Origin of the sequence: Acinetobacter sp. ABJ_C5_2 (assembly GCF_044538485.1) — a bacterium.
GTDB lineage: Bacteria > Pseudomonadota > Gammaproteobacteria > Pseudomonadales > Moraxellaceae > Acinetobacter > Acinetobacter nosocomialis_A.
The window spans coordinates 336774-354149 of record NZ_JBIUCS010000003.1; the positions used below are offsets into that span (position 1 = coordinate 336774).

Sequence of the window (17376 nt, forward strand, 5' to 3'; positions counted from 1 at the left end):
TTAAGCCGTACCTTCCAATGTTTGCTCAAGAATTGCAACACACAATTCATCAAAGCTATAACCCACAGCTTTAGCTGCTTTTGGCACAAGCGAGTGGCTGGTCATACCTGGTACGGTATTTACTTCTAAAAGCCAGAAGTTACCTTGCTCATCCTGCATTGCATCAATACGGCCCCAACCTTCTGCACCTACGGCTTGGAAAGCACGTAAACATAAGGCTTGTAGGTTTTTCTCTTCGCTCTCGCTAAGACCGCAAGGAATACCATATTCGACATCATTACGTTGATATTTTGCTTCATAGTCATAGAAAGCAACATCTGCTGGTGGCTGCAAACGAATAACAGGTAAAGGCTGACCATTTAAGAATGAAATCGTAAATTCGCGACCCGTAATCCATTTTTCTGCCATCACTACAGCATCGTGCTGAGTTGCTTTTTCAATTGCTGCCGCAAAATCTTCAGCTTTCTCAACCTTACTCATGCCTACACTTGAACCTTCATGTACAGGCTTGATAATGACAGGTAAACCTAATTCGGCAATGACTGAATCTAGGTCAGTTTCTTTAGTAATAATGCGATACGGTGCCGTTGGTAAGTCACTGCCTTGCCAAATTTGCTTGGTTTTGACCTTGTCCATACCAATTGCAGAACCTTGCACACCTGTTCCTGTATAAGGAATGTTTAACCACTCAAGTGCGCCTTGGATTTGACCGTCTTCACCACCACGACCATGCAAAACAATGAATGCGCGGTCGTAATTTACAAGTTCAGTTACGCTACGGTCTTGCGGATCAAATGCCTCAGCCTGAACACCTGAACGTAACAAAGCGTCCAGAACTGCCTGACCACTATCTAAAGACACAGCACGCTCAGCCGATTTTCCACCAAGTAACACAGCAACTTTGCCGAATTTTGTAGCATTTGACACGTTTAAATCCTTAACCCAATAATTCAATATTTTTTGTTCATTTCACATACAAATGATGCTGTGCAAGTTCTACTGAAATTGCTCCCACGTTACCTGCACCTTGCGTTAATAACAAGTCATTTGGTTGTAACACATTTTGCATGATGTTTTGCAAATTACCGTCAACCGGATCAATCAAAATCGGCTCCACCTGACCACGCAAACGAATACTACGCGCCAAAGTACGGCTATCTGCACCAACAATTGGTTTTTCCCCAGCCGGATAAACTTCTAGTAATAATAATTGGTCGACTTGAGATAAAACTTCAATAAAGTCATCAAAACAATCACGAGTACGAGAGTAACGGTGTGGTTGGAAAAGCATTACTAAACGACGGTCAGGGTGACTCTGACGAGCAGCTTTAATTGTAGCTTCCACTTCTTTCGGGTGGTGTCCATAGTCATCAACTAATTTCACATTACCTTCACCAAGCTCAAATTCACCTTGTACTTGGAAACGACGTCCAACACCACTAAAGCCTTTTAATGCACGACTAATTGCTTCATCTGAAACGCCTTCATCGGTAGCAACACCAATTGCAGCCAAAGCATTTAAAACATTATGTAAACCAGGCTGATTAATCGTTAGACGTAACGGTTCACGGCCCTTACGTAACACCGTAAAGTGCGAACGCATGCCATCTTGCTCTACATCAATCGCACGAATGTCATTATCTTCGTTAAAACCATAGGTAATAACCGGACGGCCTACACGCGGCAAAATCTCACGAACGTTTGCATCATCACCACAAACTACCGCTAAACCATAAAACGGTAAGTTATGTAGGAATTGTACAAACGTATCTTTTAATTTATCAAAGCTACCTTCATAAGTGTCCATATGGTCAGCATCGATGTTGGTTACAATCGCTGCCATTGGCTGTAAATAAAGGAAAGATGCATCTGATTCGTCAGCTTCAGCAACAATAAAACGGCTTTCACCAAGAGCGGCATTTACACCAGTACTGTTAAGTAAACCACCAATCACATAAGTTGGGTCAAGGTTTTCTTCAGCCAACATAGTGGTTAACAAACTCGTTGTTGTGGTTTTGCCATGTGTACCTGCTACCGCGATACCATGACGGTAACGCATAAGCTCACCGAGCATTTCTGCACGACGTACAATCGGAGTACGTTGTTCAATCGCTGCTTTAATTTCCGGATTTTCCGGATCAATTGCAGTTGAAACCACAAGCACATTCGCATTTTTAATATTTTCTGCTTCGTGTCCGATATAGACTTTAATGCCATTTTCTTCTAATTGTTGTGTAGTTTTAGAAGCTTTAATATCTGAACCGGAAATTTTATATCCTTGGTTAGCTAACACCTCAGCAATACCACACATACCTGCTCCGCCAATACCCACAAAATGAATGTGTTTGATACGGCGCATTTCAGGCACTTTAATCAATTTTTTTGCTTGGTTTGCAGCTGTTATTGGAGACATAGTAAATCCGATTACATTTTTTGAATAAGATCAACCACATGCTGAGTTGCATTTGGTTGGGCATGTTGACGCGCTTTCACTGCCATTTCTGTAAGTAATGGGCGGTTCATCAACGTGGTAAACAATTGATTTAAAACTTCTGGTGTCATGGTCGATTGCTGGCAAATTTTTGCAGCGCCGACATCGGCCAGAAATTTAGCATTTGCAGTTTGGTGGTCATCTACCGCGATTGGAAGCGGTACAAAAACTGCTGCAACACCAGCAGTTGCAACTTCTGTCACTGTTAATGCCCCAGCACGGCAAATAATCAGATCTGCTTCGCTATACGCTTTTGCCATATCTTCAATAAAAGGCAAAACCTGTACAGTTAAATTTGCTGGCGCATCTGTATACAAAGCTTGAGTTGCCTCAACTTGTTGCTGACCACACTGGTGAAAAATATTCAGTGGAACTTGAAGTTGTTTTAATGCTGGAGGTAAACGTTCATTGAGTGCTTTTGCGCCTAATGAACCGCCTACAATTAAAATATTTAAGGGTTTGCCCGCTTGCTCACGCTCATCGTAACGCCACTTTGGGCTTAAGATATCAGTGATTTCACGACGTACCGGATTTCCAGTCGTTACCACTTTTTCGCTAGCAGGAAAAGTATTTGGAAATGCTTCACACACCACTTTAGCCACGCGTGATAACTGTGCATTGGTAAAACCAGCAACCGCGTTTTGCTCATGAATAAGTACAGGAATACCTAACAAACGTGCTGCCAAGCCACCAGGGCCTGCAACATAGCCGCCAAAGCCAGCTACCGCGTCTACTTTAAGCTGTTTCATATAGCGCATTGCGCTAAAAGTTGCTTTTAAAATTTTAAAAGGTGCAGCAAGTTTACGGATGACTCCATTTCCACGCACACCTTGAATATCAATTTGATATATTGGAATATTTTGATCTTTTAATAACCGATTTTCCATACCTGTTGGCGTGGCTAACCATGAAACCTGACAACCTTGTTGTTGAAGTTGTTTGGCTACGGCGAGGGCTGGAAAAACATGTCCACCAGTACCGGCAGCCATCATCATGACATGTTTAGGTTTGCTTTGCTGTGAATCTGTCACGGTCTAATTCTTCAACTCAAAAAACAATGGAAATTGTCATCTATTTTTGTAGCCGTTTATTTTAATCCTAAAGCTTCATTAACGAAAAGCGAATTTCACTCGTTTATAACAGAAAGATGTGCTTTTTTGAAAATATGCCTACAAAGCGCTAGCGTATTTCATATTGTGGTTTTATTAATTCATATATTTTTAGGTGATTTCCCAATATTCGCTTAGGAAATCACCCAAAGTAGATGATTAAGCAGGACGGCCAGCTTCTAATACGTCAAACAGATCATCGGCAATTGAAGTACCAAATTGAGCATCAATTTCACGAATACAGGTTGGGCTGGTCACATTAATTTCAGTGACATAATTACCAATTACATCAAGTCCAACAAATACCAAACCTTTTTCACGCAAGAAAGGCCCAATTTTCGCTGCAATCTGCTTATCATTTTCAGTAAGTGGACGCGCTTGACCTAAACCACCTGCTGCCAAGTTACCGCGCACTTCACCATTTTGTGGAATACGAGCGAGACAGTACGGAACAGGTTCACCATTCACCATTAGAATTCGTTTATCCCCTTCTACAATTTCAGGAATATAACGCTGAGCCATAATTGGACGAGTGCCTAATTCTGTCAACATTTCCAATGTAGAACCAATATTTACACCGTCTTGGTATAAACGGAAAATACCCATACCACCCATACCATCAAGTGGCTTAACGATCACATCGCCATGTTCTTTAATAAATTCGCGAATCAAACTCTGCTGCGATGTTACAAGTGTTGGCACCTGTAATTCAGGAAATTGCGTAGCAAACAATTTTTCATTGCAGTCACGTAGTGATTGGGGCTTATTAATAATCCATGAACCTTCACGTTCAGCTTGTTCAAGCACGTAAGTTGTGTAGACAAAGTTCATGTCAAAAGGCGGGTCTTTACGCATGAGGACAACATCATAAGCCGCGATAGATTCTTTTTTCTTTTCGCCTAACTCATAATAATGGTTGTAATCTTCGAAAACTTTTAACGGAGAGATGAGACCGTAAGCCTTACCTTGATCGATATATAAATCTTGTTGTAATGCATAGCCTAACTCATGTCCACGACGGCTCGCCGCCCACAACATTGCCATGGTTGAATCCTTTTTCAGATTTACGGTTTCAATCGGATCCATGACGACAAGTACACGCATGCTCAAGCTCTTCTTAAAATTTAAATTAGCATGAGTATAGCTGAGATTTTTCACTCGTTTTTCTTAATTTTAGTAAAACCTTATCGGTTATTTCTTTATCTTGAATTAAGGTAAATTCAGTTAAACTACTCCCATAAAATATTATTTTTAAAGGCTAAAGATGAAACTTTATCGCTATTTAACCGGACCTGATGACTCTGCTTTTTGTGCACGAGTGACTAAAGCACTTAATCATGGTTGGGAGCTCTATGAGGCACCTACTATGACTTTTAATGGCTCTCAAGTTATTGTAGGCCAAGCAATTTGCAAAACAATTGATGAAAATTATGATCCAGAAATGGATATTTTAGATGTTCTCAAAAATAATGCTTAACTCCAAGGGTGCTTTTAGCCGTAGAGCACCCTCTTCAAAACCCTATTCATAAATAAAACTAATCATTTCATTCAATCGAATTTTTAATAAATAAATTATATTTTAAAAATCAATTTTTAAAAAACAATCAATGTAATTTTGCAAGCAATAGTTCTTTTATTCTAAACAATTAAATGATTATAATTATCATTTATACTTTTATTTTTGTTAACTGATTTTATTTTTATGTTAAGAATTTCTATATCATCTCCCCAAATTAAGCGTCTTTTCCCGCTGAGCTTACTCAGTTTAATGATTTTGAATATTCAAGGTGCCTATGCAGAGGAATTAGCTGACTCATCTTCAAAAGTTGCAGCAGTTATGCCAACTATAAAAATTGAAGCGATGAGTGAACTCGATCCCATCAAAAGTTATATCGACTACGACAAAGCCAATGTCACACGTAATGGTTTAGACAAAAAAGATATTCCGCAAACTATTGATACTATTGATGTTCAAAAATATAAAATTTATGGATCAAATGACTTAAGCGTCATGCTGCAAGGTACACCAGGTGTATCAACCAGTTACGATATGCGCGGCGATGGGATCACGATTCGTGGTTTTGGTGCCGACACAGGCGATATTTACCGTGATGGTATACGTGAAAGCGGACAAGTACGTCGTAGTACAGCAAATATCGAACGTATTGAAATTTTAAAAGGCCCCGCTTCTGTTTTATATGGTCGTAGTGCTGGTGGCGGGGTTGTGAATATGGTGAGTAAGTTCGCCAATTTTGACTCTAAAAGTTCAGTTGGTGCATACGCAGGTTCTTACGACAACTACGGAACAACTGCCGACATTAATCAAGTCATTAATGACAATTTAGCAATACGTTTGACTGGAGAATATGGCGAGTCAGGCAGCTTCCGCTCTGGCATTGAAAATAAAATTGAAATGTTTTCACCAAGTTTCACTTATAAAAATGACGATGGAACACTCACTTGGACCACACAATATACTTATGACAAATTAGGTCGAGTTCCTGACCGTGGGCCAACGCGTGATAATCTACCTGCAGGTACATCTATCAAAACAGGATTTGCCCAAGATGGCGATTATGTTGATGATATTTTGCAACTGGTACGTACCGATGTGAATTATGAATATGCGCCTGACTGGAACTTCCACTGGGCAGCGAGTTACCGTCAAGCAGAACAAAACTTTGATCATTTTTATTTTGGAACTTATTGTGGGTTAGATGGCAAAGATTTAAAAGGTAAAACCTGTACAACAAAAAAAGGCTATATCAATCAAATTTACTACTGGCAACAAACTAGCAATAAGACCACGACCAATACCTTTGATATTAAGGGCAAGTTCAAAACGGGGCAGCTCGAACATCAAATTATGGTCGGTACAGATTGGACTTATGAACAACGAGAACCGCGCCTAGCCAATAAGACTCAAAACGGTTCAGCCATTTATGGTTATGTTAATCCGCTCACTGGTGAGCGTGAATATAGCCGAGGTAATGGCCCTCTTTTAATTAGCCAACATAACTACAATGAAGGCACCACTTATGGTGTATTTATTCAGGATTTAATTGGTCTAAATGACCAACTTAAACTTATGATGGGTCTACGTTATGATTACTTTGACTTTTCAACTACCAATAAGCTTAACAATGACCATCGTAATGTAAAAGATAGCAGTTTTAGTCCAAATGTGGGTTTAGTATGGCAACCCGTTCCAGAGCATAGCTTTTATACGTCTTACTCTAAAAGCTTCGCACCGTTTGGTGGACAAATGGGTGTCAACCAAGTTACTGGAAGTACCGATGTCGCGAAAATGGATAAAGAGCCTCAATATAACGAGCAATATGAAGTTGGGGTAAAAAGTGAATGGTTCGATAATCGTTTAAATACTCAATTTTCTGTCTTTAATATTCGTAAAAATAATATTCGCTATAAACCGAACCCTGACAGTGAACCAGATGTATGGGCAACTGCTGGTCAACATCAATCTCGTGGTCTCGAATTTAGTTTTATTGGCCGTGTACTTGATAATGTCTTTGTTCGCGGTGGGTATGGTTATACCGATGCAAAAGTAAAAGAAGACAAACAAAATCCTGAACGTGAAGGCAATTATTTAGCCAATACTTCTAAAAATACGGGTAATTTATTTGTTCGTTATTTACCGACCGAACAGTGGTATACCGAAGTGGGCGTGACCTATGTCGGTTCTTATTATCCAAATATTAATAATCAAGTAAAAATGGAAGGCTTTAACCGTGTCGATGCAGCAATTGGATACAGTGCCGACCCTTGGAATATCACACTTGCGGTAAATAACCTAACCAATAAAGAGTACTGGCGTTCGGACAGTATGCCAGGCACACCACGTAATGTGTTATTGCGTTTAAATTATCAGTTTTAAGTAAGTATTAAAAAGGCATACCCCTATTTAGGGGTATGCCTTTTTATTTTTAGATACCGTATTTCTCACGATAAGCTTGCATATTTGCTAGCGCTTTTTTTTCGCTTTTGGTGATGACTGAACAAGGACAATAAGATAAGTTGGACACGACTTTGGAGTGTAGAGAAGTGTTTTGCATACCCCCATTATGTTAAATGGAGGCAGAAAATACCCAAGTTATAAATAGTTATTTTAAGCCTAAGTCTCAGTTTTTCTCTACAACACATTACATGTTATTCAATCACTTCAACTTCTTTTAACCATGACTCAATTACTCTCTTATTATTTCTTCTCAAAACTAGAATATTCCAATAATTTTGATATTGATATAAAAATGGTTTACTCCATGGTAAGTTAAAGCTAGCTGATAAAATATCCCAATCCCAGTGTTCTTTAAATTGTTCAACCAAATCATTTGACCACGGTAAGCTTTCATTATTGGATAGTTGCGTCCAATCCCAGTGTTCTTTAAATTGTTCAACTAAATCATTTGACCATGATAAGCTTTTATTATTGGATAGTTGCGTCCAATTCCAGTATTCTTTAAATTGTTCAACCAAATCATTTGACCATGGTAAGCTTTTATTATTGGATAGTTTCGTCCAATCCCAGTGTTCTTTAAATTGTTCAACCAAATCATTTGACCATGGTAAGCTTTTATTATTGGATAGTTTCGTCCAATCCCAGTATTCTTTAAATTGTTCAACCAAATGATTTGACCATGGTAACTTCAAATTTTCAGACAATTCATTCCAATCCCAACGATCTTGATACTGTAAAATTAAATCTGCATTCCATGGTAAGTTTTCATTATTAGATAGTTTCGTCCAATCCCAGCGTTCTTTAAATTGTTCAATCAACTTATTTGACCATTCTATCTTTTGATAAAACCTGTCAAATTTTGATAAGACTGTCCAATCCCATTTGTCTTTATATAATTCAAGTAACTCTGCAGACCATATAGTGGATCTATTCGCTGATAAAGCCTGCCATTTTAGATCACTTTTATATTGTTCAAGTAAGTCAGCGTTCATTTGTAAGAAAAGCGACAACGAATACCAGTCCCATCTTGTTCTATATTTTTTAATAATACTGTTAGATAGCATCATACGTCTACAAGATAATCCTTCCCAATCCCAACGATCAGAATATCTTTCAATTAAATTTTCGGACCAAGGTAAGGCATCATTCCAAGACAATCCTTTCCAGTTCCAATGATCTTTAAATTGCTCTATTAAGTCATTTGTCCACGGTAGGCCTTCATTGCGAGATAGTATTCCCCAATGCCAATAATCTTTAAATTGTTCAATAATTTTTTCTTTTTTTAATACAGATGGGTTACGTGATAACCCTTCTACCCAATCCAACCGATCTTGATATTTTGTTAGCAGTTCAGCATTCCAAAAACGACTACTTTTCTTCGATATTTTTCTCCAATCATTTTTCGTTTCTGCATTTTCGAATAACTGAATAAATTTTGTACGTTTTTCTTCTTCATTTTGTTTAATAGGTTGTTGTTTCGACGCCATTTTTTAGCTCTTAATATTTGAGTTTTAATATTTTAATGTAAATTTTAAAATTATAAATAGTGTTTTATCTAAATATAATTTTATATAACACTTTATGCGAAATACTTGAATTTTCCTTTTACATCAAAATTCTGGACAAATCCATTCTAAAGCTCAGTACACTCGAATAGCTTTTTATTGATTCTTCATGTTCTCCGATTATTTTATAATCACTATTTCCAATAATTTTTTAATTACATTCAACAAACCAAAAAGGAAGCGACAACTTCCTTTTCTATACCTAACTCTTAGATACCGTATTTCTCGCGATAAGCTTGCATATTGGCTAAAGCTTCTTTTTCGTCTTTGATGCTGACTGAACAAGGTCAACAAGACAAGTTGGGTATGACGATGAAGTGGAAGAAATGTGAGGTGAAGGTCGGCTTTTTAAAGGTGAAAAATTTAAATATTTGATTTAAAATTAAAATTAAAGAGTTTCACATAACATTCTATTATATTGAATAAACTATTTTATTTACATCACGTTAACACCCTTAATAACTTAAAAATTATTTGGAATTTTATGAAATTAAAAAAATATCATTGGTGATAAAATGCTTTTTGACATCTTTATCTTTGTCAAATTGTACAAAGGCAGATGATTTACAAAAAACAAGACTTTTAGCAGAACAAGGGCATTTAGGTGCTAAAAAGAATCTAGGGTATATATGTTTTTGGGGATGGAATAAATCAAAATGATACTACAGCAGGGTGTAAATAATACTCAATTTATTGGGTGTTTTATTGCGGGTACTCTAGTGCGTGTACAGAGGGATCTAAATTTACCACGTAGAATTTGGAAAAAAATCGAAGATATACAGGTAGGTGATCTAGTTTTATCCAGACCAGAAGAAGGTACAAAAATACAGGACTATAAACCTGTAGTTAATACTTTTAAACTCGAAAAGAAACCAATTTGGTTGTTAAGTGCTTTAGAGCTAGTCGATGATTTTAGAAATAATCCAACTTATCCGAAAAACATAATTGCAACACCCTATAATCAATTCTGGGTGTGTGGCTGGGCATCTATCTCAGGTGAATTGAATAGTCTTGAACTTTATGATCAAGGAAAATGGTGCCAATTGGATCAGTTAATGGATGGTGATGTAATCCAATCTGATGATAAATATTATGTTGTACATTTTGCAACACCATTATATCAGACAGAACAACCACATATTGCATGGGCGATAGATCCAGAAAATAGAATGGAAGAGTGTGGTTGGAATTTTGATCTTGAGGAAATAAAACAAAGCGGTCAAATCATAGCGGATTTTTCTTACAATGCATATTCTCCAGAAAATATACACAGTGAAAGGAAATATTTACCCTATCTTTCTGATGTTTATAATTTTGAAGTTCAGGATTACCATACCTACTATGTAGATGGTGCATGTCTATGGGTACATAATACGAATTGTGGTAAAACTACGAGTTTAAAGAATAAACTGCAATCAATGGGATAAGAATCCTTGCAAAAAACTCAAAAAATATTTATATCAAATGCACTGAAACAGTTTTTTTACGATTTCCACACCCCACGATTACAATTCAACCAACTCAATAATTTGATTAAATTATAAAAAAAAAGGAAGCCACAGCTTCCTTTTTCCATACCTAACTCTTAGATACCTACTTCTCACGATAAGCTTGCATATTTACTAACGCTTCTTTTTCGCCTTTCGCTTCTAAATAATCCATTAAATCTTTCATGGTAATCAGTGCGTGCACAGGAATTTCTAATTCTTAGAAAGCTTACCTTGGCCACATTCTTGACGATCCAATGCCACCAACACACCCACAATAGTTGTATCGGCATTTTTAAAATAGTGCCATCATACTTGCGGTTAATAATCTAACCAATAAAGAGTACTGATATTCAGACAGCACACTAGGCACACCACGCAATGTGTTACTGCGTTTAATTTATCAGTTTTAAGTAAGTATTAAAAAGGCATACCCCTATTTTAGAGGTATGCCTTTTTGTTTTTAGATACTGTTTTTGTGCCATCTTAAGGCTGGCGTAGCCCATAAAGATCAATTTTCCAAAGAACATTCTGCGTTGTAGCAACAAAGAGTACTGATTCAACGACTGCCAGACCAGCAGAATAATTACAGTGATGAATATATACCCAAGCAGTACTTTCACTAATATAGTCTGAATTTGTACGTAATAAGCGATTATCTGTAGTCGAAGCGAACAGGATATCACCATAAGCACTCATTGCATTGACAGTTGCATCCTGAACAAATGCGGTCATCGCTGTCCATGATGGCGTTGTTCTCGTTGCCGGAGTTCTCCACAGCGCCCCTACACTATCAACTGCGTAAAGCATTCCACCTGTAGCAACTAATGCCTTGGTACCACCCGTAGGTCCTGTCCCTATTGAAGTCCAGTACTGCCCTACTGCTGAAGCAGGATACCACCAAAGTTGATTATCGGTTGTAACACAATAAAGTGTATCCCCAAGAGCGGCCATTGCAATAACATTATTTGCCTGAGTAATATCACGCCAGGCCACGTCTGCACCAATAGGGTAACGTTGTAAAAGTCGATTTAGGGAAGTGGCCATAAAAATTTTGCCATCTAATGCTGTAAGTGCAGTACAACCATTGGCACTCCCAATATTCTCCCAGTCCCATGTTATACGCTGTTTAAGACGGGCAAATACGTTACGTGTGATGGTAGTTACAACAGAATCACTTCCCAAAACAGATAACCAATCTGTTGTTCCCGCATTAAAAACTGTACCATTGTGAGAAAATATACTCATTGTCGCGCGTCCAGGTTTGCCAGTCCATGAACGCATGTCTGCCGAAGCCAGTACAGTCGTAGTCAGTGGTGTATTTTGATCGCCTGTAACACGGGGATAACCTTCTACTTCTTCTACATAGGCTGCCGCATCGACCTCATAGGTCATAAATGCTGAAGTTGTAGTGGCTGGGGAAACACCATTAAATACCCAATGTCCTGGGAAACGAAGCGTATATGCTGTTGCTGTTCCACCATAAGCCCCATCAGTAAAACCAACACCAAGAAAATAATTCTGTGGCCGATTCAATGGTGGTTCTGCCCACGCGACAGTTGTATCATAAGCATTCAAGTTGGGATCATTACCGGCATATTTGTAGAAAACAACCATACGGTTCCCTTGTTCTAACCTTACGGCTCGATAACAAGTATTCCCAGAGAGTACAATCACGTTACCACCATTAGCAATAAACTGCTCTGTCTGGTCTCTCATTGCTCGCGTCCAGTACTCATCATGTCCTGCAATGATCAAACAATCATAATTAGTGAGCAGAGTTGAGATACTATGGAGGTCCACACTCGAACAATATTCGATCGGTATCCCTTCTGTTTCAAGCCAGCGAATAAGTATAGATTCAGGCCCATTACTTGCAGGAGTGCCACCTGATCGGTTAAAGGAAACTTTGCTCGCACGAGTTCCCGCCCCACCACTATTATAATCATATAAACTCTTACCACCCGCTGCATTATAAGCAGTTGGCGTTAAAAACGAGATTTGTAAAAGAACTTTTGAAACCGCTGCTTGAGTGGCTGGTCGAATCACAAAAGTAAGTACGTCCTGTCCCGAATAAGCTAGCCTATATAGCCCAGGAGGCCAATTCGAAGGGATATTAAACGTTACTGAAACTGGCCACCCGAATCCTTCCCATGGGTTTGTTGCAGGAAGTGATCGGGTAAAAAGAGTTGTAGAGAGTGTTGATGATACTGTAGTTGTTCCTATACGCTCTACGGTTAAACTAGTTATCCCAGGTGAATCAGTACTGAGATAAAAACTTATTGAACTTCCTGGTAAAGCGGAAGTTGCTGATGAATATCCTGAAACTGCCATATCTCCACCTCGTATCCTTATGAAATGAAAAACTGGAAAATTTTCTACATCTTTTAAAGCTTTTATATATAAATGAGCTGATTTCTAGGATTCGTCAAGATCAATAACTTAGAACAATTTTTTAAAAATAAAAATTATTAAATTTTATTATTCATCAGTAATTTATATATTTTACCAAAAAGAAAAAAAACACTTCAAATTATCAATTTTAAGTCTTAAATATTGATATATGTTTCATATGAATTTTATAATAAAAATGGACCAAAAAATAAAAAATCAAAAGGTTATTTAGTAATAAAAATCAAATTATTAGTTAATAGTTTATGCTCTTTAACAGAGAAACAAATATTTCGTAGGGTTTTTACTGCATTATTCATATTTCATTTAAGAAAAATTAATAATGAAAAAGGAAGCTTTACGCTTCCTCTTTAAATTATTAAAAATCAAATTCCATATTTTTCGCGATAAGCTTGCATATTGGCTAAAGCTTCTTTTTCGTCTTTTCCATCTAAATAATCCATTAAGTCCTTCATGGTAATGAGGGCATGCACAGGTATTTCTAATTCTTTTTGAACTTCTTGAATTGCAGAAAGCTCACCTTGACCACGTTCTTGACGATCGAGCGCAACCAAAACACCCGCAATAGTTGCACCAGCATTTTTCAAAATCGTTACGACTTCGCGAATAGCGGTACCTGCAGTAATTACGTCATCAATAATCCAGACTTTTTTACCTTCAACCGCAGCACCAACTAAAACACCGCCTTCACCATGATCTTTCGCTTCTTTACGGTTAAAGCCCCATGGCACACTCTTATTATGTGTTTGCGACAAAGCAACAGCAGTCGCCGCTACAAATGGGATACCCTTGTACGCTGGCCCAAAAATAACATCAACATTTTCGCATTGTGTTAATTTATCGGCATAGCCTTGTGCTAAAAGAGATAAAGCTTCACCATCGTTGAGTAGGCCTGCATTAAAAAAATAAGGACTCACGCGTCCAGATTTTAAAGTAAACTCACCAAATTTAAGCACACCGCGTGATAATGCGAGTTCGATAAATGCTTGCGGGTTAAATGACACAGGCGTTGTCATGAGGTGCTCCAAATTCACAATTGAGGTTAAATTTTCGCATGATACCAAAGGATCAGTATCCAAGTGATGTAAAAATTCTTCGAGTCGTTTCCATTAACGTAAATGGCTTACGTTCTTCAGTAACGAAAGGCTTACTTGAATGGTTAGAACAATCCGATGCCGATGTTGTATGCATGCAGGAAAGCCGCATTACCCATGAACAATGGACTGAAAAGTTTAGACCCGAGGGATGGCATACCCATCTTTTTCCAGCAGAGCGTGCAGGCTACGCAGGTACTGCAATTTATAGCCGCTTACCCTTTGTCTCTATTAAAGATGGTTTAGGGTTTGAATTGGCCGATAGTCAAGGCCGCTTCATTTCTGCCGAATTCGATTTAGGTTTGTCACATCCCGTACATATTGCATCATTATACTTACCTTCGGGCTCAAGTGGTGAAGAAGCGCAGGCACGTAAAGATTTATTTTTAGGTGAATACGCCAAAATCTTAAAACAATGGCGTGATGAGAATAAGTCCATCATTATTTGTGGCGATTACAACATTGTTCATAAACGAATTGATATTAAAAACTGGTCTGGCAACCAAAAGTCATCTGGCTGTTTACCACATGAACGTGCATGGCTTGATCATATTTATGATGAACTTGGCTATGTAGACACCTTCCGTGTTGTGAGAACAGAAGCCGAATTATATTCATGGTGGTCAAATCGCGGTCAAGCGCGTGCGAAAAATGTAGGTTGGCGTATTGACTACCAAGCATGTTCACCAGACTGGAAAGCACGTACAGCAAATGCATGGGTCTTTAAAGATCAATGGTTTAGTGACCATGCCCCTGTGATTATCGACTATAAAATTCAAGAGTAAGTGAACAAGTGTTCACTTACATTGTCGTTTTTGCTTACAACACATGTCGTTTTTGAGTATTTTTCTTACACACGTTTAACGGCATTATAGCCCCACGGCACAGGGAAGCAGTCAGGATGACGCAAAAGGATAGGACGCCGTAGGAAGATAAAATAAACTTAGATTAAGTTTATTTGCAAGGATGTGACAATGGACGTTGAAATGAGACCCGCATGATCAGGATGATTAAATGCGGGTTTTCTCTTTTCTATCTCTTATTTTTTGCGCTAAGTTCTTTTAGTTTTCTAGATTCTTCTTATTGAGTTCATTATTACCTTGTCTTATGACAATAACATGACATTTTTTATTGTTTTAATCATTATTTTTCATTTGTTTTAAAAGTATCTGTATAAAGTAGTGCTCAAATGCATTTTGGGTTAGGCTGTGTGTTCTTTCTTTTTGACATGGTCCGATAAAATGTTAAAAATTTATGGTATTAAAAACTGTAACTCGATGAAAAAAGCATTTGATGCTTTACAAGCAAAAGGTTTGAGCTACGAATTTCACGATTATAAAAAACAAGGGATCGATGCTGATACTCTAAAAATCTGGCTAAAAGAAATTGGACAAGATACGGTGCTCAACAAGAAAGGTACTACGTGGAAAAAACTATCTGAAGAAGAACAAACGCGTGCTTTAAGCAGTGAAGATCATCTTATTGAGGCGCTAATTGCTCAGCCAAGCTTAATCAAGCGACCAGTTCTACAGACCTCTAAAGGTTTTCTGGTAGGTTTTGATGAAACTGCTTATCAAAACTTAAATACATAAAAAAACGAGCCAAATGGCTCGTTTTTTTATTTAAACTTTTAGTTCGCACGAATCCAAGTTTGGTTGCGACCCAATGCTGAAACACCAATATAACCACGTAATTTAAGCTTTTTGCCGCCCTCAGCCAACTCACCTTTTAATTTGTAAGTTTTGCCAGATTTCGGGTCTAAAATTGTACCGTTTTCATAACTGGTACCACCTACATTTTTTAGATTATGTACAATGGTCACACCTTTAAGCGGTTTGTTTTTGTACGGGCCTTCACATTTTGTACAGGAGTTTTCTTCACCCGGTGTCAAAATGTTTTGAATGGTTGCAGTTAAGGTTCCATCCTTCTGTTCCGTAAACTTTACTACGGCTTTGGGCTTATTGGTTTGGTCATCAATCGTTTTCCATACCGTTCCGTTTAGTGGGTCAGCCGCATTGGCAAATGCAGCCATACCAACAAGTCCTAAAGCTAAAGCAATCTTTTTCATTTTTGTAATATCCTTGGGTCTTTCAAGACTTCAGTATTCAAAACTCGCAACGATATTGCAATTTTTGAATGTGACTGTTTCGTGTAACCTTGTAACCTTGAAAAATAAAATTTATAGGGAAACAAGTTATTAACATAAGCGGATACTATATGAATATACCAAGCGTTTTAAAATATTATTTAACAGAAACATTTCTTAAAACAGCAATTCGCAAGCCAAGTCAGTTGAATTTACCTCCAACTGCCCTGCGTCCTATGCTTGAACAACTTTGCCGAGCATTTCCAAAACAAAAAAATGTAACTGTTCGTCCGATCCGACTTGCGGGTGTCAAAGGGGAAGAGATCAAAGCTCAGGATTCAGCAACCCAGCTTATTTTTCACATTCACGGCGGCGCTTTTTTTCTTGGTAGTGTCAAAACACATCATGCATTCATGACGGATTTAGCAGCCCGTACTCAAATGCAAATTATTCATGTGGACTATCCGCTTGCTCCTGAGCATCCATATCCTGAAGCGATCGAAGCATTATATGACGTATATCAATCGTTATTAGTTCAGGGTATCCAACCCAAAGATATTATTTTATCGGGCGACTCATGTGGGGCCAATTTAGCTTTGGCACTTTGCTTACGCTTAAAAGAACAACCTGAACTCATGCCAAGCGGTTTAATTTTATTATCACCTTTTTTAGATTTAACCCTAACCAGTGAATCTTTAAGATTTAACCAAAAACATGATGCCCTACTTTCTCTTGAAGCCCTGCAAATTGGTATTCAACATTATATTGGCAACCATATTGCAGCAGATGACCCACGTGTTTCGCCCATTTTTGATAACTTAGAAGGTTTACCGCCAACATTAGTTCAGGTCGGTTCAAAAGAAATTTTATTAGACGATGCAAAACGCTTTAGAGAAAAAGCTGAAGAAGCAGGTGTCAAAGTACATTTTAAGCTTTACACAGGTATGTGGCATAACTTTCAAATGTTTAATGCGTGGTTCGATGAAGCAAAACATGCGATGGCCGATATTGCTGAATTTGCTCATGAACTTGATAAAACTTAATTAAAATAAATGAAGTGATGAGTATGAAATACTTCTCACTTCATATTAGTTATAAAAACCTTAATCTTAAGGTTTAATGAATAAATCATGATATGTTTAGGTTATGAATCATT

The 17376-nt window shown here is 37.9% G+C and carries 14 protein-coding genes and 1 pseudogene; 6 read left to right on the top strand and 9 right to left on the bottom strand.

The genetic code is table 11. The features are described 5' to 3' along the window. From ACH8JV_RS06725 to gshB, 4 genes are all read right to left on the bottom strand, one after another. Positions 1-927, bottom strand: coding sequence for a D-alanine--D-alanine ligase (locus ACH8JV_RS06725; protein WP_002053928.1), 927 nt, complete (start codon positions 925-927; stop codon positions 1-3). A gap of 37 nt (positions 928-964) precedes the next feature. Further along, the gene (gene murC, locus ACH8JV_RS06730; protein WP_033855553.1) at positions 965-2413 is read right to left on the bottom strand and encodes a UDP-N-acetylmuramate--L-alanine ligase; all 1449 of its coding nucleotides are present in this window, start codon (positions 2411-2413) and stop codon (positions 965-967) included. Positions 2414-2424: 11 nt separating this feature from the next. Further along, positions 2425-3522, bottom strand: coding sequence for an undecaprenyldiphospho-muramoylpentapeptide beta-N-acetylglucosaminyltransferase (gene murG / locus ACH8JV_RS06735; protein WP_396520314.1), 1098 nt, complete (start codon positions 3520-3522; stop codon positions 2425-2427). Between the two features lie 237 nt (positions 3523-3759). Next, on the bottom strand, positions 3760-4704 hold the full coding sequence (gshB, locus tag ACH8JV_RS06740) for a glutathione synthase (protein WP_396520316.1): 945 nt from the start codon (positions 4702-4704) through the stop codon (positions 3760-3762). 160 nt (positions 4705-4864) lie between these two features. Between gshB and ACH8JV_RS06745 the strand changes: the two genes are divergently transcribed. Further along, on the top strand, positions 4865-5077 hold the full coding sequence (locus tag ACH8JV_RS06745; protein ID WP_000781166.1) for a DUF1737 domain-containing protein: 213 nt from the start codon (positions 4865-4867) through the stop codon (positions 5075-5077). A gap of 225 nt (positions 5078-5302) precedes the next feature. After that, positions 5303-7495, top strand: a complete 2193-nt coding sequence (locus ACH8JV_RS06750; RefSeq protein ID WP_396520317.1) for a TonB-dependent receptor — start codon at positions 5303-5305, stop codon at positions 7493-7495. 272 nt (positions 7496-7767) lie between these two features. Here the strand turns inward: ACH8JV_RS06750 and ACH8JV_RS06755 are convergent, their stop codons facing one another. Then, a complete protein-coding gene (locus ACH8JV_RS06755; RefSeq protein WP_396520319.1) occupies positions 7768-9063 on the bottom strand; it encodes a hypothetical protein in 1296 nt (431 codons plus the stop codon). A gap of 734 nt (positions 9064-9797) precedes the next feature. Between ACH8JV_RS06755 and ACH8JV_RS06760 the strand changes: the two genes are divergently transcribed. Then, positions 9798-10568 carry a hypothetical protein gene (locus tag ACH8JV_RS06760; protein ID WP_396520321.1) on the top strand — a complete coding sequence of 257 codons (771 nt, stop codon included), beginning with the start codon at positions 9798-9800 and terminating at the stop codon, positions 10566-10568. 166 nt (positions 10569-10734) lie between these two features. Here the strand turns inward: ACH8JV_RS06760 and pyrE (ACH8JV_RS06765) are convergent. The 3 genes and pseudogenes from pyrE (ACH8JV_RS06765) to pyrE (ACH8JV_RS06775) form a co-directional block, all read right to left on the bottom strand. After that, positions 10735-10925, bottom strand: a pseudogene (gene pyrE, locus ACH8JV_RS06765) (orotate phosphoribosyltransferase); the annotation flags it as partial. A gap of 189 nt (positions 10926-11114) precedes the next feature. Next, positions 11115-12962 (bottom strand): N,N-dimethylformamidase beta subunit family domain-containing protein, encoded by a 1848-nt coding sequence (locus tag ACH8JV_RS06770; protein WP_396520323.1) that lies wholly within the window; start codon positions 12960-12962, stop codon positions 11115-11117. A gap of 443 nt (positions 12963-13405) precedes the next feature. Then, a complete protein-coding gene (pyrE, locus tag ACH8JV_RS06775) occupies positions 13406-14056 on the bottom strand; it encodes an orotate phosphoribosyltransferase (RefSeq protein WP_159137701.1) in 651 nt (216 codons plus the stop codon). 38 nt (positions 14057-14094) lie between these two features. On the opposite strand from pyrE (ACH8JV_RS06775), the gene ACH8JV_RS06780 reads away from it, so the two are divergent. Both ACH8JV_RS06780 and ACH8JV_RS06785 read left to right on the top strand, forming a co-directional pair. Beyond that, entirely contained in the window at positions 14095-14919 is an 825-nt protein-coding gene (locus ACH8JV_RS06780) for an exodeoxyribonuclease III (RefSeq protein WP_263614827.1), read from the top strand. Positions 14920-15375: 456 nt separating this feature from the next. After that, positions 15376-15726, top strand: a complete 351-nt coding sequence (locus ACH8JV_RS06785) for an arsenate reductase (protein ID WP_396520324.1) — start codon at positions 15376-15378, stop codon at positions 15724-15726. 38 nt (positions 15727-15764) lie between these two features. On the opposite strand, the gene ACH8JV_RS06790 is transcribed toward ACH8JV_RS06785, so the two are convergent. Next, positions 15765-16202 carry a DUF2147 domain-containing protein gene (locus ACH8JV_RS06790; RefSeq protein ID WP_004704906.1) on the bottom strand — a complete coding sequence of 146 codons (438 nt, stop codon included), beginning with the start codon at positions 16200-16202 and terminating at the stop codon, positions 15765-15767. A 149-nt stretch (positions 16203-16351) separates the two neighbouring features. Here ACH8JV_RS06790 and ACH8JV_RS06795 point away from each other — a divergent pair, with 149 nt between their 5' ends. Continuing rightward, positions 16352-17263, top strand: coding sequence for an alpha/beta hydrolase (locus ACH8JV_RS06795; protein WP_311069954.1), 912 nt, complete (start codon positions 16352-16354; stop codon positions 17261-17263). The last annotated feature ends 113 nt before the right edge of the window (positions 17264-17376 follow it).